This window comes from Vibrio sp. QJM3NY_39 (assembly GCF_057785895.1).
The window spans coordinates 1,444,485-1,466,485 of record NZ_CM173505.1 but is presented as its reverse complement, the minus strand read 5'-3'; the positions used below and the strand labels follow the sequence as shown (position 1 = coordinate 1,466,485).

The following is a 22,001-nucleotide window of genomic DNA, read 5'->3' as shown; positions in this document are numbered from 1 at the left end:
CCGGATTACTTGAATTGTTTAAGGAAACGAAGGTCGTTCTCGAAGAACGCACGAAGGTCATTTACGCCGTAACGAAGCATCGTTAGACGCTCTACACCCATACCGAATGCAAAACCAGAGTATTTCTCAGGGTCGATGCCAACAGAGCGAAGTACGTTAGGGTGAACCATGCCACAGCCTAGAACTTCTAGCCATTTGCCATCTTTACGTTTCACGTCAACTTCAGCTGAAGGCTCTGTGAACGGGAAGAATGAAGGACGGAAACGCACTTCAACTTCTTCTTCAAAGAAGTTACAAAGGAAATCGTTAAGAATACCTTTAAGTTGTGCGAAGTTTACGTTCTCATCAACTAACATACCTTCCACTTGGTGGAACATTGGCGTGTGAGTTTGATCGTAGTCGTTACGGTAAACACGACCCGGAGCAATGAAACGGAAAGGCGGTTTGCCGTTTTCCATCGTACGGATTTGAACACCAGAAGTGTGCGTACGTAGCATTAGATCAGGGTTGAAGAAGAAAGTATCGTGATCAGTACGAGCTGGGTGATCGTCTGCGATGTTTAGTGCATCAAAGTTGTGGAATGCATCTTCGATCTCAGGGCCAGACTCAGTGCTAAAGCCAAGCTCACCAAAGAACTGTTCGATACGCTCAACAGTGCGAGTAACTGGGTGAAGACCACCGTTCTCAATGCGACGACCTGGTAGGCTCACATCGATAGTTTCTTCAGCTAGTTTCGCTTCAAGCTCTGCACGTTGAAGTGCGTCTTTGCGAGCTGCGATCGCTTGTTGAACAGCACCTTTCGCTTTGTTGATCTCTTGACCAGCAGTGCGACGCTCTTCAGGTGGAAGTTTACCTAGGCTTTGTAGTTGAAGAGTTAATTCACCCTTCTTACCTAAATACTGAACTCGCACTTCATCAAGTGCGACTAACGAATCTGCTGTATCAATAGCAGTCGTTGCATTAGCAATGATCTCTTCTAGATGTTGCATCATTTCCTCATCTACCAGTTGGTAGTGTCCGTATCGGATGATTAGTTTTTTTAGATAGCTACACATACTAATCAAACACGCTAACAATGCCAAATTGAATCGTTAAAAGAGCAAGTTATTGACTAAAAACACGGCAAATTTAACAGGATATTAATGAGGAGTAAGAAGAAGTGGAACAATTACTGGTTCCACTTCTTTATTTGGAGGTGAGCTAGGTTTTAGATTTAAAGCGGCTAGGCTCTAGATTTGAAGCGAGCGGAGCTCTAAAACTAAAGTGAACTGTGTTCTAAATCTGACGTAAGTTATGTTCTAAATTAAAAGCGAGCTACGTTCTGGATCTGAGGTGAACTGAGCTCTAAGTCTAAGTCTAAGTCTAAGTCTAAGTCTAAGTCTAAAGTGAACCGTGCTCTAAATCTGAATGGAACTGCGCTCTAGATTTTAAAGGAACTGAGTTCGATATCTGAATCGAGCACACGCTGTTTTTGCCCGCGTTTTTCGCTAAATAAACGGACTCATCGGCGGCTTTAACCAACTCATTCATGGACCCGAATTCTTGGGTTATTTCAGCCACACCGACACTAATACTGCCAATCCAAACTTGATTACTGGTTTCAACCTTTAATTCAGACACTTTCTGTCGAGTCGTTTCCGCGATGTGCATACCGCCTTTAAGGTCGGTATCTGGGCAAATCACCAAGAACTCATCGCCCCCTAATCGACACACAATATCGTCATTGCGAAACGCATTTTTCAGTTCACGCGCGAGGGTTTGTAACACCAAATCACCTGCATCGTGGCCACTGGTGTCGTTAATGCGCTTGAAGTGGTCGGCATCAATCATAATGCACACTAAAGGCATGCCAAGTTCTTTTGAGTCTTGCCAATGTACCGCTAACTGTTTAAAAGCACTGCGACGGTTAGGTAATTTAGTGAGTGAATCTGTTAACGACAGTTCTTCAAGTTTCTTGTTCGCTTGTTTTAACTCTGCCGTACGTTCCTCGACTTTTTCTTCGAGTAACTGGTTGAAGCGTAACAACTGTTTGTTGCGCTCAGAGACTTGTTCAAATAAGCCGTTAAGAGCAGCGAGTAAAGGGATGGTTGACGAGTCTTTCTGCTTTTCTTCTGCTTCAAACGCTTGTTGAGGTGTTGCCCCCTTTTCTATCGCGGCCACTTGTCGAGCCATGTTTTGGTCGATACCGAGGATGTGGTATGCAAGCCAATGGATTAGGAAATCAAGTAACTGCCGTGCTGACGACTGATCTTCTTCCAAGATGAATGCTTGCATGCTGTAGATATCTCGCATAAACATGCGATGAACTTTGATGTGTTCTTCAATATGTAAATCGTATACACCGCAATCTCTCATTAAAGATTCTTCTTCTTTAAAATGAAATTCGGCATAGCGTGTGAGATCGAGTAAAGCGACGCTCATGTCGTCTATAGAGATAGTATTCTCTGACAACAGGTTTCCGTAGTGGTTGATAAAACCAACAAGGTATTGATGTTGTTCGTCTACGACACCAATGCCTGTTTCAAAGTTATTATCCCAATTGAATGAATTCATATATCCCTTAGGGCCGATACCACCAGCACATTTCACATGCATATTCGGAGGTTATAGATGCTCGAAAAATATAACCATTTTACCTGTGGGACTATTCGATTGTTTGATCCATTTTATAAAAATACGACTTTGAACATTCTAAATATGGCTCATCTTAAATTTGAGACGTTCCCTTTAACAAGAACGCCTCACGAAACCAATGCTAGCTTTTCGGGAAATGCTAACTTGTTGGAAATGCCATTTTTTTTGGACATGCTAAATGGTTGGAAATACTAACTCGTAGGAAATACTAAAAATAATATTCCAACGCCAGTTCAACAAAATCATCCTTACGCGCAAAGAACAACAAGTCTTCTGGGGTTTCGTTCTCAAACAACCATGCGTTTAATCGCCACTTGAGGTTGTTGTTAATACGGCTAGATGCTTCGAGCTTTGCACTGTAGACATCGCTGTTATCTAAGTCTTGAGTAATGCCCGTTAACACCTCGGTCCCGTCTTCATCGTTCAAGGCGAAGCGCGCTCCAAGAAACACATCGTTTTGACCGACACTTTGGGCATTGTTGCCTCGGCTGTCGTACAGATATTCAGCAATAAAGCCAATATCCCAATACGACTCTAGCGCGCCAACCCATGTGTATTCAAAGCCTGTCGCGACACCTGTGTGGTTGTCGTAGCTGTCACGATAGATGCTTTCCAGCTTCCATAACCAGTCGCCCATAATGCCTTGCACATCGAGCCCGAAGTGCTGCATTTGCGCGTAATACGGCTTGAGCTCATTGCCTTCTACACGGTAATAAGGGTCTCGGTTCGTACCACCTAGATAACTTAAACCGACATCCCAATCGCCGTACATTTGGCTATAGCGCAGTGCTACATCGACGTGCTTTTCTTCTTTCGATGATTCGTAAAGCGCATCGTCTGAAACGGGTACGGGCGTTCTTAACCGACCGTCTCCCCCTGCAAAGGTACGTTCACGAAAATATGGCAGTAACATAGCATCAATGGTTCCCCAGTCTTTGATGGACGTAAAGTGCACCATAGGCTGACCCAATTTCGATTCGCCATCGACCGATTCAATCGCATCGGTTTGGTTTACTACGTCCACTAAGTGCGCTGATTCAGTCACGCCCCAGAACACTTTGCCGACACCCACTCGCAGTTCATAATCGTCCCAATAATTGAGGTACAGAGCTTCACGAACGTCACCATGGGTTCGCTCATCGTCTTCGCTGTCTAGGCGATAAAACGGCGTGAAGGTAAAGCTGCTATTGCCCTCTTGTTGCTCCCAGTAAAACTCCGGTTGCAACACCAGTGAGCTTTGCCCTTTATCTTGCCCTTGCAAGCCGTCGCTAAAGAACTGCCTGTGTTCAAGGTTAACCTGCCCTGCGAGCTGTGGGGTGACCTGTTCTACGAACTCAGAGCTAAAACCTGCCGCCACACATGGCAACGACACCTGCATTAGCCCAACGGTCGCCGCCAAGGTTAAGGATAACTGCGTTCCTGTTAACACAATCCTTTTCATATTCTTGCCTTACTTTGCACGTTTAAGTGTGTTTTTTTGAAAATCCTTGTCCTTAAGACCGGTCTGGAACGCTAAATCTGTCGTGGTTAATACCGTACTTTTGCCTGTTTGGTGGTTTTGCATCGACATGATGTGCGCGCGCCAGTATTGGTTTAGGTATTGTTTGTAGTCTTGGAACGACAGGGTTTTTAGCAATGCGCCTTTACGGTCGTAAAACTCCACTTGAACTGGGCGGTAATATTGTTGGTCTAGCCATACTTTCTGCATGGTGTAGCCAGAGTTTTTGTCGGTCGGAACTTGCTCCAATACAAAGGTATCCACGCCTTCGATTTTGGCGTCTTCAATGTAGTTGAAGGTGTACTTTCCTAGCTCGAACGAGCTCAAGTCTTCGTAAGCAAATTCACTGCCCATAAACGGGCCCGATTTGTTACGTGAAGAGATGCGTTTTACTCGTTTCAATGCTGGCAGATACAGCCATTGATCATCTGATTTCGCTATGTGTGAGTGGTTCAAGAAAGCCGTACCTTTTACGTCACGTGGCTCATCAAAAATGGTCAGCCCTTTATCACCATCGTCATCAACCTCTAACGACTTCAATCGCATTAGGCGCGAGCTACTTTCGCCTTGTTTGTTGCGAAGTAGCATTTCCATGGTCGCAACAGAATCACCCCACCCCATATCAACGGCTTTACGTTGTTCAGCAATTTCTAGACCTTTTGCAGGGTCGGCTAACGCTGGAAAAGCTGCGAGTGTGCCTATTGTTAACGTGCTGACAGTTAATGAGCTAACGGTAAATAATGTAGTAACGAATGATTGTTTAAAGCTATTCATAATGATCTCCTTGAGTCAGCCCACCGCAGCAGGCTGACGATTCCTTATTTGGTTGAAGTAGTCAGTTCGCCAACTGGTTTAGACGGGCTAGATTGCTCTTCTTTAGATAGCTTTGATTCGTGCTGAGGTTTATCTGAATAGTGAGTCTGTTTGTCGAAGATCATCAGCAAGCTTGGTAACAAGATGAAGTCGACCACCAGCGCAATAAAAATCACAATCGCACTGAGTAAGCCCATGTCGGAATTGAGTCTGAAGCTCGACATCGCCAATACAGAGAAACCCGCCACTAACACAACCGTGGTGATCCACAATGCGCGACCGACGGTGTGGAAGGCGTAACGAACGGCTTCCTCTGCTGATTTACCTTCTAATCGTGCTCGTTGGTATTTACTTAAGAAATGCACCGCATCATCGACAACAATACCCAGCGTGAGCGTGACTACGACGGACAGACCAAGGTTGATTTCACCGGAGATAAGCGCCCACAAACCAAAGCCAATAATCGCCGGGGCAATGTTTGGTACTAGGCTGATAATGCCCAAGCGAACCGAGCGCAATGCAAAGATCATCAAGCCAGAGATAAGTACTAAGGTGATAGGCAGAGTTGATAGCATGCTCGCCATGTTGGTTTCCCCGATATGGGCAAACATCAGCGACGGGCTAGATGCCACCACTTCATATTGAGGCGCATTGGCTGCAAACCATGAGTAAATACGCTCTTCGAGTTCCACCAATTCCACGCTGCCTAGGTTGTCGACCGTCAGTACCATTTTTATCGATGATTTATCGACGTTGATTTGGTTGTTCAAGTCCAAACCATAAGGCAGAGACATCTCATAAAGCAGTAGGTATTGCGCCGCAAGTTCACGGTTAAGCGGCAGTTGGTAGTAGCTGTCATCATCGCCATGCATGTTCTTATTCAAACGCATGTAAACATCGGAAAGCGTGGCCACATGATCGGTTTCTGGTTGTATGCGTAGCCAATCGGTAAAGTCACCAATCGCTTGCAGGAATACAGGATCAGCAATCGCTTGAGATTCGTTGGTTTTCACCGCAATACTGATGGTCGTCATGCCGCTTACGGTCTGTTCCATGAAGTCTGCCGCTTGTCTGAACTCGCTTGAGGTATCGAAATACTTCACCGATTCATCATTCACTCTGTTCAATGGAATTAACGCGGCTGCGCCAACAATCACTAAGGTAGAAATAGGCAGCAGTGCTTTACGGTTCGCTACGACAAAGTCGCCCAGTTTATCCATGAAAGTGACTTTGCTTTCCGCTGCTTCATTGGCTGGTAAAGTCTTTACTGGCAATAGTTTTAACAGCGCAGGCAGCATAGTCACGGATAGGAAACACGCGATGATCACGCCCAATGCCGACAAGTTACCGAAGTCTCGCAATACTGGAGAATCCGACATGTTCATCATCAAGAAGCCAATCGCGGTGGTGACAGAAGTAATCAAAATCGGCATCGCATTAAGCTTGATGCTGTATTGAATGGCTTGGGCTTTCTCCATACCGCGTTGCATCGCTTGTCTCATGGTCACAATCACGTGAACACAATCGGCAACAGCAAGGGTTAACACCAAGGTTGGCACGTTAACCGTTGCGGTGCTGAGGAACATCCCTGCCCAGCCAGACAAACCCATGGTCGCGACAATCGAAGAGATAATCACAACTAAGGTAGCAAGCACGCTAAAGAACGAGCGCAGCATAAAGGTTAGGAACACCAACACCACTAACAGCATTAACGGCACCAGTGTTGAGCTGTCTTCTTGAGCCGAGGTCATAAAGGCGTTATTCATGGCAATGATGCCCGCCTTGTGGAATTCGACATTAGGATATTGTGCCTCGTAGCGGTCAATCATGGCGTTGATGGCCGCAATGACTTCTTGCACTTCCGCCGTTTTGTCCACTTCGGGCAATTGCACCGTCACGTTAACAATGGTCACATCGCCGGAGGCCGATACCAATGCATTCTTAAGCAGTGGTTCGTTGAGCGCGATCTGTTTTACTTTGGCGATCCGCTCTGGCGTGTGCTCGTATTCTTCGTACAGCAAGTCTTCCACTAACAAGTCGTCTTCAACGGCTTCGGTATACTGATAATTGGCAAGCGAATCGACACGGCTTGAGTACGGGATCTGCCACGCATCGACCGTGAGGTTTTGAATTAAGGTGAGGGTTTCTGGAGTGAAGACATTGCCGCCTTCAGGTGCGACAACAATCGCAAGGTTGTCGGTTTTCGCAAAGGTAGTTTGAATTTCATCGAACGCCATCAACTGTTTGTTGGTGCCTTCGAAGAATATGTTGTAGTCCCCTCTAAAGTAGAGGTTCTTCGCCCCTAATGCAGAGAGCATGATGATTGAAAAAACCACCAGCAGAACGATAAACGAACGCTTGGTCGGTATTGAGTGCCAACTGTTATTTAGATCCCCGTTTACGCTATCGACATTACGGTTATCTCGATTTTGGTGATCGAAAGCGGGCTTCTGGCTGTCATGTTCCATCACAGTCTCCATTTGTGACGATTCGTCATAGTTGTGTCTTAAAAAGCCAGCCGAAGCTGACAAAAACACAATTCTTAGTCATACACTCAAGAAAACCAAAACTACACTAGGCTAAACTTAAGTTTATGACGAATCGTCACTAATGGTTATTAATAAACCCACATAGGTGGGCTTAGTTGAAGCTTATCGACCTACTGACTCTAAGTAAGCGACTTCTTCACTGAACAGTTCTTGTTCTACACGGCGCCAGGTTTTACGGTAATCCCAATCACTCGAAAGGGGCTGCCAGTTGAGGCCGTCTAAAATCATGTTCGCGTTATGTAATACTGAATACGGGTCTTGTAACCGCTTGATACAATGACTGTTTGAAGCATTCTGAGACAAAGCATTTGAACCAAATGCGATTGACCAGTTGGCGAATACGATGGCATCTGAACCCACGCCAGAAGAGAACTTTAGGTCACCGGCTTCTACTGCTTGATTGACGAGCAGATCCGCTTGTTCGATAACGATTTCTTCTAATTGATTCATCTCGGCCACGCGTGCACTGGAGGCTTTCTCTAGTACCCATGGGCTTTTCGCCATAATCGCGCAAGTTGATAATACCGGTTCCATACGAGCATAAACTCGGTACGCAACATGCAATGCCACAATCTTTTCGCGTGAGTTGCCTTCAAACTCTCCAGAACGAGCAAACAACAGTGCCTCAGACTTTAGAGAATGAATACATAACGCTAAAACCACGTCTTCTTTGCTGCAAAAATGATTGTATATCGTACCTTTAGAATAAGAGCTTGCCGCCGTTAGCCTATCCATCGTTAGATTTCCGAACCCTTGTTCTCGAACCAGATCTTTTGCTAACAACATCAATTCTACTTCTCGGTCGGCTATGGATTGCTGCTTCTTAGACAGCACCGCCTTGCAACCAAAGATACTTTGTTTATCGCCTTTACAACCAAAGCCAAACATAATTTTTCAGTCCGTATTTGAGCTTAGCTATTACCTAAGCTTAATCAGCATTTAAAACGCTCCTGTCCAATATATTAACACGAATAGTAAATTCATGTGGTTAACCATTTTATGACGCTTCGTCATTTCTGACTTATCGTCATAATAGCGCAAATATTGATCATATCAAGGTGTTTTATAAATTAAATACAACTTATGAATGTATGGATAAATAGGTCAATAAGTAGATAAAGAAATCATCAACAGTCACTAGAGAGAGAAGGTTGGCATTTTCATGAAGACAACACGAAAGTTAGAAGCTCATTCTGAACGTTAATAGACCACATTATTTTAAGCCTTGGTGCAGAATCAGACACGAAAAATACGACCGTAAACCCCATCTTTAGCCACCTTCTGACCTAAAATGAATGAGTGTAGGCTTACTTTTTGGGGCAGACCTCTCCTTATGGTCAATATTTGGCTTACTAATGTCGTTTTCTGTTAAGTTGCTATAAATTCGGTAAGGGGTGACTTACAATAGTGACAACGACTTACCTTTTTTGAGAACACGATATTGAGCGCCAAATATTCTTATTTAGCTTGGCAAGTGAATACTTCTAGCCCAGCAGAAAAGCTGGTTTTATTGATGCTTGCAGATGGTGCTGATGAATTCGGTTACACCAATGTATGCTTGCAAGCGGCAGGTCAACTTTGTGCTCTCTCGACGTTCGGTTTAGCCGACTGCCTTAAGTGCTTAGTCGACCAAGGTTTTCTCGATAAAGTAAAAGTAGATTATCGAGACAAAAAAGAAATACACGTTTTCAAAATGCTCATTGAAAGAGAGCAAGCTGCGGTTCAAGTTGAAGCTCAACCGACCAATAGCATACCGGTTTACTCTACTGCACCTGCACCTGCACCAAAGTTTCAGCCAGCGCCGGCACCGATGCAACATACGCAGTATGCCCCTCGCCCACAAAGCCGAGGCTCAATGAACAGCAACACCGTCTCTACTCATGATCTCAACGAAGAAGAGATACCATCATGGGCAGAACGTGCGTTTAAATTCTCCGGTTTGACCGGTGACCATAGTTTAGTATGGAAGAAATTTGTCCTCTGGTATAAAGCCAAAGCCAATGAATTAATGCCATTATCTCGGATTGAATCCAAGCTGCAGTACTGGCTAGTTAACGAGAAGCAAAATGAAAGACAACAACAGCAGAAGACCTCTCAATATTCAGGAAATGCAGGACAAGCTCAAGGAAATGGGTATAGACAAAAGCTTAGCCCATCTGAACGCTTCAGGCAGCAGCTCATTCAAAAAGGCAAAAAGCCAACCTTCTGAGCCAGCTCAACCTGTTGTTCCTGACGCTACAGTACAGCCTAAAGTACCTGAAGTGATTGAAGCACAAAGTACAGAAGTAAAAGTAGCGACACCAAACGCTGCGGGCTCTGGTGCGTCTCAACAAGTGCCTGTTGTTGATCAAGATCCAGCAGAGCTTGAGCTAACCGATTGGTGTATCCATGTGTTCGGTTCTTTCTTGAGCGTGTACGAAACTCAGTGGGAATACCAATACGGTAGTGAACCGAGCGGTAAGTTTCTTGAGTTTGCCCACTCTGTTGACTCAGACGGCCTTAACCGTGTGCTAATGCACTGCCATGAGCGTATTCAACTTGGAAACAGTTGGCCGCCGCAAATGGGTGAGCTTTGGATCCTTAAAGATTCTTTGACTGAAGAAGAGCTGCTTGATAGCCGTATTCGTGTATTGTCGCGCACTGCTGTGAACAAGATTGAGAAGTGGTTAATCCAAAACAAACTGTACGACTTAAAGCGTACGGCTGAAAACAAGCTCGATGGCCTGTTTAAGAAATACTACTTGGAAGCAAAGCGTTTAGATGAGAAAGGCATGCTGGAAACAGAATTGCCGCAGTTCCTGCTTGCCGCTAACTCAGTGAAGAACTTGAACGACTTGAAACGCGAAGAGTATGAAAGCCAACACGGCAAAGCGATTAACCCAAGAATTCAGAAGATTCTAAACAGTAAGAAATAGCGCTGCTCGCTTAACTTATACCGCTTAAGTCAGCGACATTACTATTCTACAGATACAAAAATGCCAGCTATCAAGCTGGCATTTTTTATGAATTCTTACGAACTCTTTAACGAACATCCATCATTAACTGTAAGTAAGTGACTAACTATCAGCTCGTCACTCACTATAAACAATTACAGTAGGTGGATAGTTGCGTTTAGCGTAAATACGCCAGAGTCGTCATCTTTCATTTTGAAGTTTTGGTAGCTAGCGCCTACAGATAGTGGGCCAAAGATGAAGTATTCAGCGCCTACACCGTACATGATATCCTCTCCTGATTGCTTGAAGCCGTCAGATTTAAGATCGTAAGAGTGAACACCAGCCTTCGCGTATACGTGAAGAGGACCGAAGTCGATGCTTGGCTTGATCGCTAGGTAAGCAGTGCTTGCATCTAGGTTTGTAAGGTCACGGTTGCCGTACTTAACGCTGTCGAAAGAACCAAGATCCCAGTAACCCGCTTCAATACCGATTAGTGGCAGGATGCCTGTACCCACGTGGATACCCATCGCTGTTTCTTCTTCATTACCTAATGAGTTTTGACCACCCATTACGCCGCCGTACAACCAAGAATCAGCCATTGCTGTTGAAGATGCACCTAGCAGTGCTAGTGCCAATAACGTTTTTTTCATATTCGACCTTTTTCGTCCTAGTGGCAGGCCTTGAGTGGTAATAAATTGCCACCAAGTCGCCCTGTATGTAATAACTATTCAATTAGTAATGCAATAAGCAAGATTTATACCTAAACCTTGCTATTGCGTCTAGCTTTATTCCTTAGCAAGCATCAATCGCGTTTTTAACACGCTTATCTGATACTGGGTAAGGCGTTCCGAGCTGCTGTGCGAAGAAGCTTACACGAAGCTCTTCTACCATCCAACGCACCTCTTTTACATTTTCTGGAACCGCGATCCCTTTTGGGATTTTATTCAGCAGCTCTTTGTAATCATTCATTACTGACTCAACTTTGATCATATGCAAGCGATCTTTGTTCGGGTCAATCGGCAGTTTTTCCATGCGGCGTTCAATCGCTCTCATATAGCGTAGAATATCCGGCAGGCGTTTCCACCCGCATTCTGTGGCAAACCCCTTAAAAATCAAACCTTCTACCTGAGCTTTTATGTCAGAAAGTGCGAATGCCATTGAAAGATCGACACGTCCTTTGAGCTTCTTACTGATGCTGAATGCGGTCGTTAGGATGGTTTCAACCTGTTGAGCAATCTCAACCACGCTGTCGCCCAGCTCTGCACGTACGTGTTCTTTCAGTGCTTCAAACTGCTCTGGTTCCCAAACCAAACCGCCCTTCTCTTCAATCAGCTTATCAATACCACAAGCGATACAGTCATCGATAAGATCGAGCACCTGTCCGTATGGGTTGAAATACAAGCCAAGCTTAGATTTGTTCGGCAAGTTAGAGTGCAAATATTTGATCGGCGATGGCACGTTCAACAGGATTAAACGACGCTGACCCGATTTCATTGCCGAGATCTGCTCTTGCTCGGTTTCGAACAATTTGATCTCTACGCTGTCTTTAGAATCCACCAGCGCTGGGAAGGCTTTAACATCGTAGCCGCCACGCTTCTGTTGGTAGACTTTTGGTAACTCACCAAAGCTCCACGTATGCAGGTTTTGCTGTTCGATGTCATCGTCTGCCACTTTAGAAAGCGTTTCTTGAACCTTGTCTTTTAGGCTCTCTTTCAATTCATGCAAGTCTTTCTGTTCTTTAAGCTTACGCTTGCGATGATCTACAGCGCGGAATGTTACCTTTAAGTGCTCTGGAATCTGGTCTAACTTCCAGTCATCACGTACCACTTCTACACCCGTCATGCGACGGAGCTCTTTCTCAAGAGAATCCAACAACGGAGCTTCTAACGGTGTAACACGAGCCAAGAACGCATCGGCGTAGTTTGGCGCAGGTACAAAGTTACGGCGTAGCGTTTTTGGTAGCGACTTAATTAAGCTGATCACCAGTTCCTGACGTAGGCCTGGGATCTGCCAATCAAAGCCGTTTTGGTCGATTTGGTTCAAGATAGGCAGCGGGATATGTACCGTTACACCATCGTTGTCATCGCCCGGCTCAAATTGGTAGCTCAACTTCAGCTTGATACCATTTTGGTGCCAGAAATTCGGGTAATCCAAATCAGTAACGTGGCTTGCATCGCCTCGGAACAGCATCGACTTTTCAAAGTTCAGCAACTCAGGTGTTTTTTGGCTGGTTTGTTTCCACCATGAATCAAAGTGACGGCCTGAAACGGCCTCTTCACCAACACGTTGGTCATAGAAATCGAACAGCTCATCATCGTCGATCAAGATGTCACGACGACGCGATTTATGTTCTAGCTCTTCTACTTCTTGCAGTAGCTTACGGTTCTGCTTGAAGAAGGCATGTTTAGTTTCCCACTCACCTTCTACCAACGCGCTGCGCACGAACAACTCACGGCTGACAGTGGCATCAATCGCTCCGTAGTTCACCAAACGTTTCGGGATGATTGGGATTCCGTAAAGCATCACTTTTTCGTGTGCCATTACGGCCGCTTGCTTCTTCGACCAATGTGGTTCGCTGTAGCTGCGCTTAATCAGGTGTTTTGCTAGTGGTTCAATCCATTCAGGCTGAATCTTAGCGATAACACGACCCCAAAGTTTTGAGGTTTCCACCAGCTCAGCAGACATGGTCCACTTTGGTTGTTTCTTAAATAAGCCAGACGCAGGGAAGATATGGAAGCGTGCGTTACGAGCACCTTGATATTCATTCTTCTCTTGGTCTTTCATACCGATGTGCGAAAGCAAGCCTGATAGCAGTGACATGTGAATGCCATCGTAGCTGCCCGGCTCTGTATTCAGCTTGGTATCCAATTCACGCATTGCTTGGTGAATTTGGAAGTACACATCTTGCCATTCACGGATACGTAAATAGTTCAGGTAATCTTGCTTACACTGTTTGCGGAACTGGTTACTCGACAGCTCTTTTTGTTGCTGCTTAACGTAATCCCAAAGGTTCACAAACGTGATGAAATCTGACTCTTTATCGAAGAAGCGTTTGTGCTTATCGTCAGACGATTGTTGTTTGTCTGATGGGCGCTCACGCGGATCCTGAATAGACAACGCAGAAGCAATTACCATCACTTCGTGCAGGCATCTATTACTTGGCGCTTCAATCACCATACGAGCTAAACGTGGATCAATCGGCAGCTTAGCGAGCTTGCGACCAATCGCGGTTAGCTTCTTCTTGTCGTCGCCATGATTCTTGTTTTTGTTCGCAGACGGTTCGACTGTCGCGATCGCACCCAACTCTTCAAGCAGCCTTACACCATCTTGAATATTACGTTTATCTGGCGCTTCAACAAATGGGAATGCTTGAATGTCGCCCAAGCCTAGCGCAGTCATCTGAAGGATAACCGATGCTAGGTTAGTACGAAGGATCTCTGGGTCAGTAAACTCTGGGCGTGATTCGAAATCTTCCTCAGAATACAGACGAATACAGATACCTTCAGCAACACGACCACAACGACCTTTACGCTGGTTAGCACTCGCTTGAGATACTGGTTCAATCGGTAGGCGTTGTACCTTGGTACGATAGCTGTATCGGCTGATACGCGCCGTACCCGGGTCGATGACATACTTGATGCCCGGAACGGTTAACGAGGTTTCTGCCACGTTGGTCGCCAGAACGATGCGTCGACCAGTGTGAGACTGGAAGATACGGTTCTGCTCACCCGCCGATAGACGCGCGTACAGCGGAACAATCTCAGTATCACGCAGGTTACGTTTACTTAAAGAATCGGCAGTGTCACGAATTTCACGTTCACCGTTCATGAAGATCAAGATATCGCCTTGGCCTTCATCACACAGCTCATCAACGGCTTCAAATATACCTTCGATTTGGTCACGATCTGAATCACTTTCATCACCACCTAGTGGGCGGTAACGCGTATCAACTGGGTAAGTACGACCTGATACTTCAATAATCGGCGCATTGTTAAAGTGCTTCGAGAAACGTTCTGGATCGATGGTCGCTGATGTAATGATAACTTTAAGATCAGGACGCTTTGGCAGAAGTTCTCTTAGGTAACCCATGATGAAGTCAATGTTCAGGCTACGTTCGTGGGCTTCATCGATAATGATGGTGTCGTATTGGCTTAAGAAGCGGTCATGCTGAATTTCCGCCAGTAGAATACCGTCGGTCATCAATTTGATTTGTGTGTTATCAGATATTTGGTCGTTAAAACGAACCTTATAACCAACAAAATCACCCAACTGTGTTTCCATCTCTTCCGCAATGCGGTTGGCAACTGAACGTGCCGCAAGACGACGAGGCTGAGTGTGGCCAATTAAGCCCATGCGGCCACGGCCAAGCTCAGAACAAATCTTTGGTAACTGAGTGGTTTTACCCGAACCCGTTTCACCCGCTACGATAACCACTTGGTTTTCAGAAATGGCTTTCGCAATATCATCGCGCTTTTGGCTAACAGGGAGAATCTCTGGGTATTCGATGGTTGGTTTGTGCGAGGCACGCTGATTTGCCGTCATCATTGACTTGGCAATATCTAACGCAATCTCATCGAAGACAACGTTCTTGGATTGTTCGTTCTTAATTCTACTCGCACCAGCAATTCGCTTACTCAAACGGAAGCGATCGCGCATCATACATTCGTTGAGCGCTTTACGAAGAGAAGCTGGGCTATTTTGAGATGCTTTTGTATTGGCTGCTGCTGAACGATCGGCAGGTTTAGCTTTTGGTTGTTTAGCTTTTAGTTGTTTAGCAGGTCGGTTCGATGCAGGCTTATTTGATTTCGCTTCGTTCTGTGGAGAACTTGGCTGTGCTGCATTCTTGTTGTTGTCTGCTTTTTCCGGAGACGAAGTCAAAGCGTGTCCTATTCTTGTACTTATTAAACTCGCGCGATTATATCACAAGTCTCAAACAAAAAAGGTTCATCGCGGCTTTCCGGGGAAAGCCGCTTTTATCTTCAAGAAGAAGTAGTCTGTATCTTGATACCCATACCCCATTCGCTTGATTAACTTTATCTTGTTGTTTATCCCTTCCAGTGTGCAGGTGTTCAACGGATAACTTGCCGATGCGATAATGCCGTGAAGATAAGGACTCAGTTTTCGTGCGAACTCTTTCAATGGCTTAATTCCACTCTCTTGCACTTGTTCCCACCACGTGTCCCAGAGCCCCTTCGCGTGCCCTTCGGATTCACAATACCAAAGCTCTTTGAGTTGGGCTCCGAGTATATAAGTGGTCATTAAGTCCTTATTGATATTCAATATTTCAGTAAGATAGCTATCTTGACGTGTATTTAAGTTGCCTCTATTTTTCAGCAGTACCCACCGTGAGCGCTTCACCCATTGCCTCGCTTTTTTATCTTGCTTGAGTTTGTTGGCTTGGTCGACTCTGACTCTATCCATCACCTCGCGACCGAACTTAGCAACAACATGGAATAAGTCGTAAACGATTTTTGCGTTCGGGCAGTGCGCTTGAACTTCAAGGTCAAAAGCCGTATTCATGTCCATCGCTACTGCTTCGATATTTACCCCATTCTCGCCTAGCTGCTCGAAGAACGGCCGTATGTCCTTGCGGCTGCGGCCTAATCCAACCCAAATGACTTGATGAGTCTTCGCATCAGCGATGACGGTGGCATATCGATGCCCTTTAAAGATGGCGAACTCATCCATCACGAGCTGCTTTAGCTCACCCCATTTCACTGGCGGCACCACTTGTCGAAGTCGGCGTTTATCTATTTCTTTAATGGTGTGCCAATGAACGCCCGTAATTTGGGATATATGCTTAATGGGAAGCAGGGGTAGCAGTTGTTCTATATAGCTTTTTAGGCGCTTTGTTATACGAGCATAAGGCTCTAACCAAGAGAGAGATTCTGTTTTTATGCCGCAGTCACGACACTTAATCCTTCGAGTTTGAACGGAAAGTTCAACAGGCACACCGAGCAACATGGCATCCTTTACGTGACGCCATTGATACTCATGGATAGCTTCGGCCTCAAGACCACAAAGGCATTTAGCCTCAGAGCTAGGTTTAAGAGTCAGGGTAATAAGTGATGCTGTCTGGAGAGACTTTACTATTTGAAAGCCTTCCCAGAATGAAGATAGGAAAGTATGATTCGGCATAGAAACGGTAGTTTGTGTATGATTTTTGTTTGGCGACTAAACCATATCACTTACTACCGTTTTTGTTTTTAGTTCCCGCTAATCCGCGATGAACCACAAAAAAGCCTGACAGCAAAGGGAAAACCTTTTGCTATCAGGCTGATTAATCTCGCTAACACTCGCAGGAGCTATAGAAGCGAGGTCAAATGCAAGTCGTACTTAGTAAACTCTGGCTTAAAGCTAACGTTAAAAACTGTCTCTACGAAAATGACAGTCAAAAACCACGATTAAAAAGAACAGCTAAAAACTACGCTTAGAACTCGTATTGGAAATATACCGTGTTGTAGTTACTGCCGCCTTTGATTCGTCCGAACTGGGACGCGTTTTCAAAGATTGCAGAACGGTGATGCAATGAGTAACCGAACCATAAATTGTTCAAGTCATTCTTACCAATCAAGTCGCCGACGTTTACATCGAATGAGAAGTCTAAGTAATTCAACAGATGGCTTGCTGTGTAACCTTTACGGTCCATCTCAGAGCCTTCGATATAGGTAATCGAATCGATGTAAGACATACCTTCTGCCACACCAACACGCCACTGAGTTGGCCAATCAAAGGTGTAGTACGCTTTGATTGCGATGATGTATTCAGTGCTGCTTGATTGAACCTCTGAACTCCAATGATGCGCGATACCTGGCGTTAGGTAGATGTCCAATGGAAAGCCGAAGATCTCATCGGTTAACGGGTGGCCATAGAAGAACGAGGTCAACTGGTTGTTGTATTCGTCTTTCTCTCTATTGAACTTCATGATGTCGCCAATATTGGATGGCGTAGCCCAGCCGTGTGCGACACGTAAATACGGCGCATTGCTCAGCTTAGGTTTCGGCGCTTTCTCTTTGTCGTTAAAGAAACCAAAGCCAAGGTACAATTCACCTTGATAACGGTCTTCAACTATCGACGAATCATAGGCATTATCATCTAATCGAGTCACACCGGTTGAACCCAATAAGTACAAGTTTGAAGCCACATGGTAACGCGCTTCAACGCCGACATTCAGATCTACACCTGCACCAATGGTTTCATTAGACGCTGAGTAATACTCGCTATTGAAATCAGCACTTTTGTAACGAAGTGTCGCACTTGGGTAAAACTCCCAATCTCCGGTTTCATACTTGGCTTTCGCACGTAAGTTACCGTGGAGGTTGAATTCACTGTCGCTCATTAATTCCGTCTCGACAGACCAAGGACCATCAAGTTGGTAAGTCAGTTGAGCACCGAAGTCCGCAGTATCGCCTTCAATTGCGTTCTGCTCAGAAGCTGGGATATCAATAAAACGCATGCGAGAAATAGCATTAAAAGACCATTTCTCGTCATCTGTTTGATAAAGATAAGCACCCATCTCGGTACCATCAATGAACACATAGTCGTTCTTGAAAAACAGCATCGGTACGAATGAGTTAACCGATTGGTCACCACCAGACGTGTCATAAGGGATGCTTGCAGTACGGAACATTGCAGCGATGCCCCACTCTTGTTCTTCAGCAGCCCACGCATTAGCACTTAGGAAAGCGCTACTTAGTAAAGCCACTCCAGTTGAAGTGAGAGTCGGTAAATATTTGAGCTTCATTCTTATGTAATTACTCTTTGTAATAAATATTGTGTAACTGAATAGACATTTATTAACCATGATGGCTAACTATTTTTAGGTTTGATCGGCATTGACCGTTACAATGTAGAATATTCTCGGTTAAATGAAAGTATTGTGAAAGTCTCCGAATTACAAAACATTATAGATCAGTTACCCAAAGATTCCGATCCAGATATTGTTGTGGGTGAGGCATGGCTGCCCGAGCGTTTGGTGGATACCAACCTAGACGGCGACATGCTATTTCTTGAATTCGATAATGCCCCTGAAGACAATCAAGGGGATGAAGAAGGCCGTGGCTTTGTTGAGCACGAGATTGCTATGATTCGAGAAAAGCTCGAACTGTTGTTAGACGAGCCTTCCGATACCAAGACCAAAGCAGATGCCCTATTGGCAATATTTCTAATGGGTCATGAACTTTCTAGCTCGGAAGTTATCGAAGTTCTTGAATCAACAGAATCCGAATCAACAGAGCTTGAATCAACGGAATCTGAAATGACGGAGCTTGAGGCTACTGAGTCTGAAATGAGAGAACTCAAGATCATAAAGCCAGAAGCAACCGAGCCTGAAATGACAGAACTCAAGATCATAAAACCAGAAGCAACCGAGTCTGAAATAGCAGAACACGAAACAAAAGAACTCCACGACGACTAACCACCAATGATTTTAGGTACCGTATTGAAACCCTCTACGACATCATCTCTTCCCCTGTTACTCGCCGGACCCATTTTAAGAAAAACCACCGCTACTGAAGTAGTACTTTGGTTGGCCACCAGCTCGCCTCTTGTTGGCCGGGCTGATATTTATATTCGTGAAACTGAGCACATTCGTGAAACTGAGCATAGTCGTGAAACAGGCTTTTCGAACAAAAAAGAGCATTCTCAACCAAAACAAGACCAACCGTTTTATAGCTCATCGCTTGAAGAGCATGATTCGATTCAAATCGGTACGCATGCGTGGGTAACGCTAATTCGCTTACAAGGTGAGTTTCCGACTAATACGCTTCTTGAATATGACATTCACACAGAGTCAGGTTCACTGAAAGAGCTCGCCCCTCACCTTGTTTACAACGGTAAATCTCGCGTTGAGTTTAAGATATCAACCTCGGCTGATTATATTCTGCATGGCTCTTGCCGTAATCCGCATCATCCAAGCAAAGACAGCCTAGTCGCAGCCGATAACAAGATCGCCGATCAAACCGTCGCTGAAAGACCTGACATACTGATGATGAGCGGCGACCAGATTTACGCCGACCATGTGGCAGGCCCAACACTTGATGCTATTCAACAAGTGATTCAACAGCTTGGTCTTGTTGGTGAGAGCTTACCGACCGACTCACAAATTAAAGAAATCAACAGCAGTGACGCACTGTATAGCAGTGAATATCACTTATATCAGCGTCATCACTATTTACCGCACCACACCGCTTCAGAATCCATGCTCGATAAGTTCTTCCCGAATCGTGGCGTGCCGATTTTTAGTTCTACCGATTGTGAAAACCACTTGGTCACGCTGTCTGAGTTTATCGCGATGTACTTGTTGGTTTGGTCTCCAACACTGTGGCAATGCGTCAATCGAGAGCGTTTAATTGAGAATAACTTCACTCAAGGTGGACGCCAATTAACACCGACTGAGCAGCAACAGTGGCGTGATGAAAGCGTCATCATGGATGATTTCATTGCTGGCTTGCCGCAAGTGCAACGTCTGTTCGCCCATATTCCAACGTACATGATCTTCGACGATCACGATGTGACTGATGATTGGAACCTTACCGTAGGCTGGGAACATGCCGTCGACCAAAACCAGTTCGCAACTCAAGTCATTGGTAACGGCCTCGCGGCCTACTGGATGTGTCAGGGTTGGGGTAACAAACCGGAGAGTTTCGACGAAACGTTTATCGAGCAAGGAAAACAGCTTTTTGTCGATCAACCGCGCATTACTAAACAAGCGCATAATGAAGCCGATGATAGCAATACTATTCACTCTGTTAGCAATATCGAGCCAGATAAGCATCAAGCCTTTATTGAGATGCTGAGTCGCTTTGAAGAGTGGCATTACACGATAGACACCTCACCCAAAGTCATTGTGTTGGATACTCGAACGCGTCGTTGGCGTTCAGAGTCACGCATGAATAAGCCTTCAGGTTTAATGGACTGGGAAGCCTTGATTGAGTTCCAACATCAGTTATTACATCAAGATAAGGTGGTGATCGTTTCTGCTGCACCGATGTTTGGCGTGAAGTTTATTGAAACACTGCAAAAAATGGCGACCACGATCGGCAAGCCATTAGTGATTGACGCTGAAAACTGGATGGCGCATCCGGGCAGTGCTAATACGCTGATCAGCATCTTTACCCATACCAAAACACCGACCAATTTCGTAGTGCTTTCTGGTGATGTTCACTACTCCTTTGCTTACGATATCAAGCTTAGGTATCGTCGCAACAGTCCGAACATCTACCAAATCACCTGCAGTGGCATTAAAAATCAGTTCCCTGCTTCGCTGCTTAAATTCTGCGATGTGTGGGACCGCCTGTTATACAGCCCTCGCTCAGTTTTGAACTACTTCACTAAGCGTAAACGCTTGAAGATCGAAAAGCGAAGCCCTGACAATCAAACCTTCTATCGCCTTTCAAACCGCAGTGCGATTGGGGAGTTGAGGCTAGACACCGATGGGAAACCGCAATCGATCACGACTCTCAGTGGCGACGGTAAAATTACCCGTTTCCCAGAGCCCGATTGATAAAGTGCTCCTTATCGCTCGCCTATCCGTAATGTCAGTTTTTAGTAAAGACGCTTGCGATCACACTCTGTAGACCCAATAGTTGTAATTATAGTTGATAGCTATCAGCGTTACGGAACCCGATACAAATTTTAACTGGAGCTCGTTATGTTCAATTCTCTCACATCAATGTTTAAACAATTGATTGAAGGCCAGGACCTAAGCAAAAACCAAGGCGCATCACCTAATGTCGCCATTGCGAGTTTATTGTGTGAAGTCGCGGGAGCCGACCATCAGATCAATGAATCAGAAAGAGTCGCTAAGCTACAGCTCCTGCAACGTTTGCTGGGTTTAGATGAAGAGCAAGCAAAAGTACTGCTAGCGCAAGCAGAACCAAAAGTAGAGCAATCAGTCTCGCTGTATGACTTTACATCGCAACTCAGAGACCTGTCTCAGCCAGTGCGAATCGACTTAATCAAAGCGATGTGGGAAGTGGCGCATGCCGACGGAGAAATTGACCCTATCGAAGACTCTGTGATCCGTAAAACAGCAGAGCTGCTCTACGTTGACCACAGTGACTTTATCAAGACTAAGCTGAACGTACTCGGTAAAAGCTAACCAAAGGCTCTCTACTAGCATTAAGCCTCTGTATTAGCGTAAGCGATCGCCATGCATGATGCCTTTGAGCTCTAACGGCGTGCCCTTCTTAGTGACATAAAGGCCACGCTGATTTGATACCAACACACTGCGCTTGCCTTGCGTTTGTTGAATGTATAAGTGCTTGATATTGAATGTCTGCTTATCTTGAGCCTGATCCTGGTCTAATTGATAAAGGTAGTAATGATTCCCCCAGCGCAAGAACACACCAAACATCTGCTTAGTTTGAGCGACATTCCCATCCATGTCATAGCCAATGTACTGCATTTTGACTCGACCATTTTCCAATCGGAGCGAGATTCTCTCCCAACCGACCATCGGGTATTCCGCAGAAAATCGATAGGTACTTTTGGTTGCGAGCCCAGAGATTAAGCCTACATTTAGAATCACAAAAAGCGTCAATAAGATAGGCATCCAAAACTTACGATTCATAC

Annotated in this window: 16 protein-coding genes; 5 read left to right on the top strand and 11 right to left on the bottom strand. The window is 45.2% G+C overall.

Features of this window, described 5'->3' with window-relative positions:
• Window positions 1-5 precede the first annotated feature (5 nt).
• The 6 genes from pheS to AC3CHU_RS06570 all read right to left on the bottom strand — a co-directional run bounded on the left by pheS (window position 6) and on the right by AC3CHU_RS06570 (window position 8,382).
• Complete coding sequence (pheS, locus tag AC3CHU_RS06595; protein WP_004734764.1) at window positions 6-989, bottom strand: phenylalanine--tRNA ligase subunit alpha; 984 nt, start codon at window positions 987-989, stop codon at window positions 6-8.
• A gap of 391 nt (window positions 990-1,380) precedes the next feature.
• On the bottom strand, window positions 1,381-2,553 hold the full coding sequence (locus AC3CHU_RS06590; protein WP_488525275.1) for a diguanylate cyclase: 1,173 nt from the start codon (window positions 2,551-2,553) through the stop codon (window positions 1,381-1,383).
• 289 nt (window positions 2,554-2,842) lie between these two features.
• The gene (locus AC3CHU_RS06585; RefSeq protein WP_488525274.1) at window positions 2,843-4,075 is read right to left on the bottom strand and encodes a hypothetical protein; all 1,233 of its coding nucleotides are present in this window, start codon (window positions 4,073-4,075) and stop codon (window positions 2,843-2,845) included.
• A 9-nt stretch (window positions 4,076-4,084) separates the two neighbouring features.
• A complete protein-coding gene (locus AC3CHU_RS06580; protein ID WP_488525273.1) occupies window positions 4,085-4,906 on the bottom strand; it encodes an outer membrane lipoprotein-sorting protein in 822 nt (273 codons plus the stop codon).
• Between the two features lie 44 nt (window positions 4,907-4,950).
• Complete coding sequence (locus AC3CHU_RS06575; protein WP_488525272.1) at window positions 4,951-7,476, bottom strand: efflux RND transporter permease subunit; 2,526 nt, start codon at window positions 7,474-7,476, stop codon at window positions 4,951-4,953.
• 120 nt (window positions 7,477-7,596) lie between these two features.
• On the bottom strand, window positions 7,597-8,382 hold the full coding sequence (locus tag AC3CHU_RS06570; protein ID WP_017074568.1) for a TetR/AcrR family transcriptional regulator: 786 nt from the start codon (window positions 8,380-8,382) through the stop codon (window positions 7,597-7,599).
• Between the two features lie 553 nt (window positions 8,383-8,935).
• On the opposite strand from AC3CHU_RS06570, the gene AC3CHU_RS06565 reads away from it, so the two are divergent.
• Together AC3CHU_RS06565 and AC3CHU_RS06560 are read left to right on the top strand one after the other, a co-directional pair.
• Complete coding sequence (locus AC3CHU_RS06565) at window positions 8,936-9,703, top strand: hypothetical protein (RefSeq protein ID WP_488525271.1); 768 nt, start codon at window positions 8,936-8,938, stop codon at window positions 9,701-9,703.
• Window positions 9,624-10,409: a hypothetical protein gene (locus AC3CHU_RS06560; RefSeq protein WP_488525270.1), complete on the top strand. Its 786-nt coding sequence runs from the start codon at window positions 9,624-9,626 to the stop codon at window positions 10,407-10,409. The genes AC3CHU_RS06565 and AC3CHU_RS06560 overlap by 80 nt, the downstream gene beginning before the upstream one ends.
• Window positions 10,410-10,582: 173 nt before the next feature.
• Here AC3CHU_RS06560 and AC3CHU_RS06555 read toward each other — a convergent pair whose 3' ends face one another.
• The 4 genes from AC3CHU_RS06555 to AC3CHU_RS06540 all read right to left on the bottom strand — a co-directional run bounded on the left by AC3CHU_RS06555 (window position 10,583) and on the right by AC3CHU_RS06540 (window position 18,171).
• Window positions 10,583-11,077, bottom strand: a complete 495-nt coding sequence (locus AC3CHU_RS06555; RefSeq protein ID WP_017077897.1) for an outer membrane beta-barrel protein — start codon at window positions 11,075-11,077, stop codon at window positions 10,583-10,585.
• Window positions 11,078-11,219: 142 nt separating this feature from the next.
• The gene (gene hrpA / locus AC3CHU_RS06550) at window positions 11,220-15,305 is read right to left on the bottom strand and encodes an ATP-dependent RNA helicase HrpA (protein ID WP_488525269.1); all 4,086 of its coding nucleotides are present in this window, start codon (window positions 15,303-15,305) and stop codon (window positions 11,220-11,222) included.
• Window positions 15,306-15,371: 66 nt separating this feature from the next.
• Entirely contained in the window at window positions 15,372-16,565 is a 1,194-nt protein-coding gene (locus AC3CHU_RS06545; RefSeq protein WP_488525268.1) for an ISL3 family transposase, read from the bottom strand.
• A gap of 292 nt (window positions 16,566-16,857) precedes the next feature.
• Window positions 16,858-18,171, bottom strand: a complete 1,314-nt coding sequence (locus AC3CHU_RS06540) for a MipA/OmpV family protein (protein ID WP_065205457.1) — start codon at window positions 18,169-18,171, stop codon at window positions 16,858-16,860.
• A gap of 81 nt (window positions 18,172-18,252) precedes the next feature.
• Between AC3CHU_RS06540 and AC3CHU_RS06535 the strand changes: the two genes are divergently transcribed.
• The 3 genes from AC3CHU_RS06535 (at window position 18,253) to AC3CHU_RS06525 (ending at window position 21,528) form a co-directional block, all read left to right on the top strand.
• On the top strand, window positions 18,253-18,843 hold the full coding sequence (locus AC3CHU_RS06535) for a VC1380 family protein (RefSeq protein ID WP_372243796.1): 591 nt from the start codon (window positions 18,253-18,255) through the stop codon (window positions 18,841-18,843).
• Between the two features lie 6 nt (window positions 18,844-18,849).
• Window positions 18,850-20,931, top strand: a complete 2,082-nt coding sequence (locus AC3CHU_RS06530) for a metallophosphoesterase family protein (RefSeq protein WP_488525267.1) — start codon at window positions 18,850-18,852, stop codon at window positions 20,929-20,931.
• A 147-nt stretch (window positions 20,932-21,078) separates the two neighbouring features.
• Window positions 21,079-21,528 carry a TerB family tellurite resistance protein gene (locus tag AC3CHU_RS06525; protein WP_372243794.1) on the top strand — a complete coding sequence of 150 codons (450 nt, stop codon included), beginning with the start codon at window positions 21,079-21,081 and terminating at the stop codon, window positions 21,526-21,528.
• 33 nt (window positions 21,529-21,561) lie between these two features.
• Here AC3CHU_RS06525 and AC3CHU_RS06520 read toward each other — a convergent pair whose 3' ends face one another.
• Window positions 21,562-21,999, bottom strand: coding sequence for a hypothetical protein (locus AC3CHU_RS06520; RefSeq protein ID WP_017077881.1), 438 nt, complete (start codon window positions 21,997-21,999; stop codon window positions 21,562-21,564).
• Between the last annotated feature and the right edge of the window lie 2 nt (window positions 22,000-22,001).

Excerpts from the sequence above, each read along its gene's own strand:
- AC3CHU_RS06570 (WP_017074568.1), bottom strand. The coding sequence starts at position 8,382 with ATGTTTGGCTTTGGTTGTAAAGGCGATAAACAAAGTATCTTTGGTTGC.
- AC3CHU_RS06540 (WP_065205457.1), bottom strand. The coding sequence starts at position 18,171 with ATGAAGCTCAAATATTTACCGACTCTCACTTCAACTGGAGTGGCTTTA.
- AC3CHU_RS06545 (WP_488525268.1), bottom strand. The coding sequence starts at position 16,565 with ATGCCGAATCATACTTTCCTATCTTCATTCTGGGAAGGCTTTCAAATA.
- pheS (WP_004734764.1), bottom strand. The coding sequence starts at position 989 with ATGCAACATCTAGAAGAGATCATTGCTAATGCAACGACTGCTATTGAT.
- AC3CHU_RS06555 (WP_017077897.1), bottom strand. The coding sequence starts at position 11,077 with ATGAAAAAAACGTTATTGGCACTAGCACTGCTAGGTGCATCTTCAACA.
- AC3CHU_RS06580 (WP_488525273.1), bottom strand. The coding sequence starts at position 4,906 with ATGAATAGCTTTAAACAATCATTCGTTACTACATTATTTACCGTTAGC.
- AC3CHU_RS06520 (WP_017077881.1), bottom strand. The coding sequence starts at position 21,999 with ATGAATCGTAAGTTTTGGATGCCTATCTTATTGACGCTTTTTGTGATT.
- AC3CHU_RS06560 (WP_488525270.1), top strand. The coding sequence starts at position 9,624 with ATGGGTATAGACAAAAGCTTAGCCCATCTGAACGCTTCAGGCAGCAGC.
- AC3CHU_RS06530 (WP_488525267.1), top strand. The coding sequence starts at position 18,850 with ATGATTTTAGGTACCGTATTGAAACCCTCTACGACATCATCTCTTCCC.
- AC3CHU_RS06585 (WP_488525274.1), bottom strand. The coding sequence starts at position 4,075 with ATGAAAAGGATTGTGTTAACAGGAACGCAGTTATCCTTAACCTTGGCG.
- AC3CHU_RS06525 (WP_372243794.1), top strand. The coding sequence starts at position 21,079 with ATGTTCAATTCTCTCACATCAATGTTTAAACAATTGATTGAAGGCCAG.
- AC3CHU_RS06590 (WP_488525275.1), bottom strand. The coding sequence starts at position 2,553 with ATGAATTCATTCAATTGGGATAATAACTTTGAAACAGGCATTGGTGTC.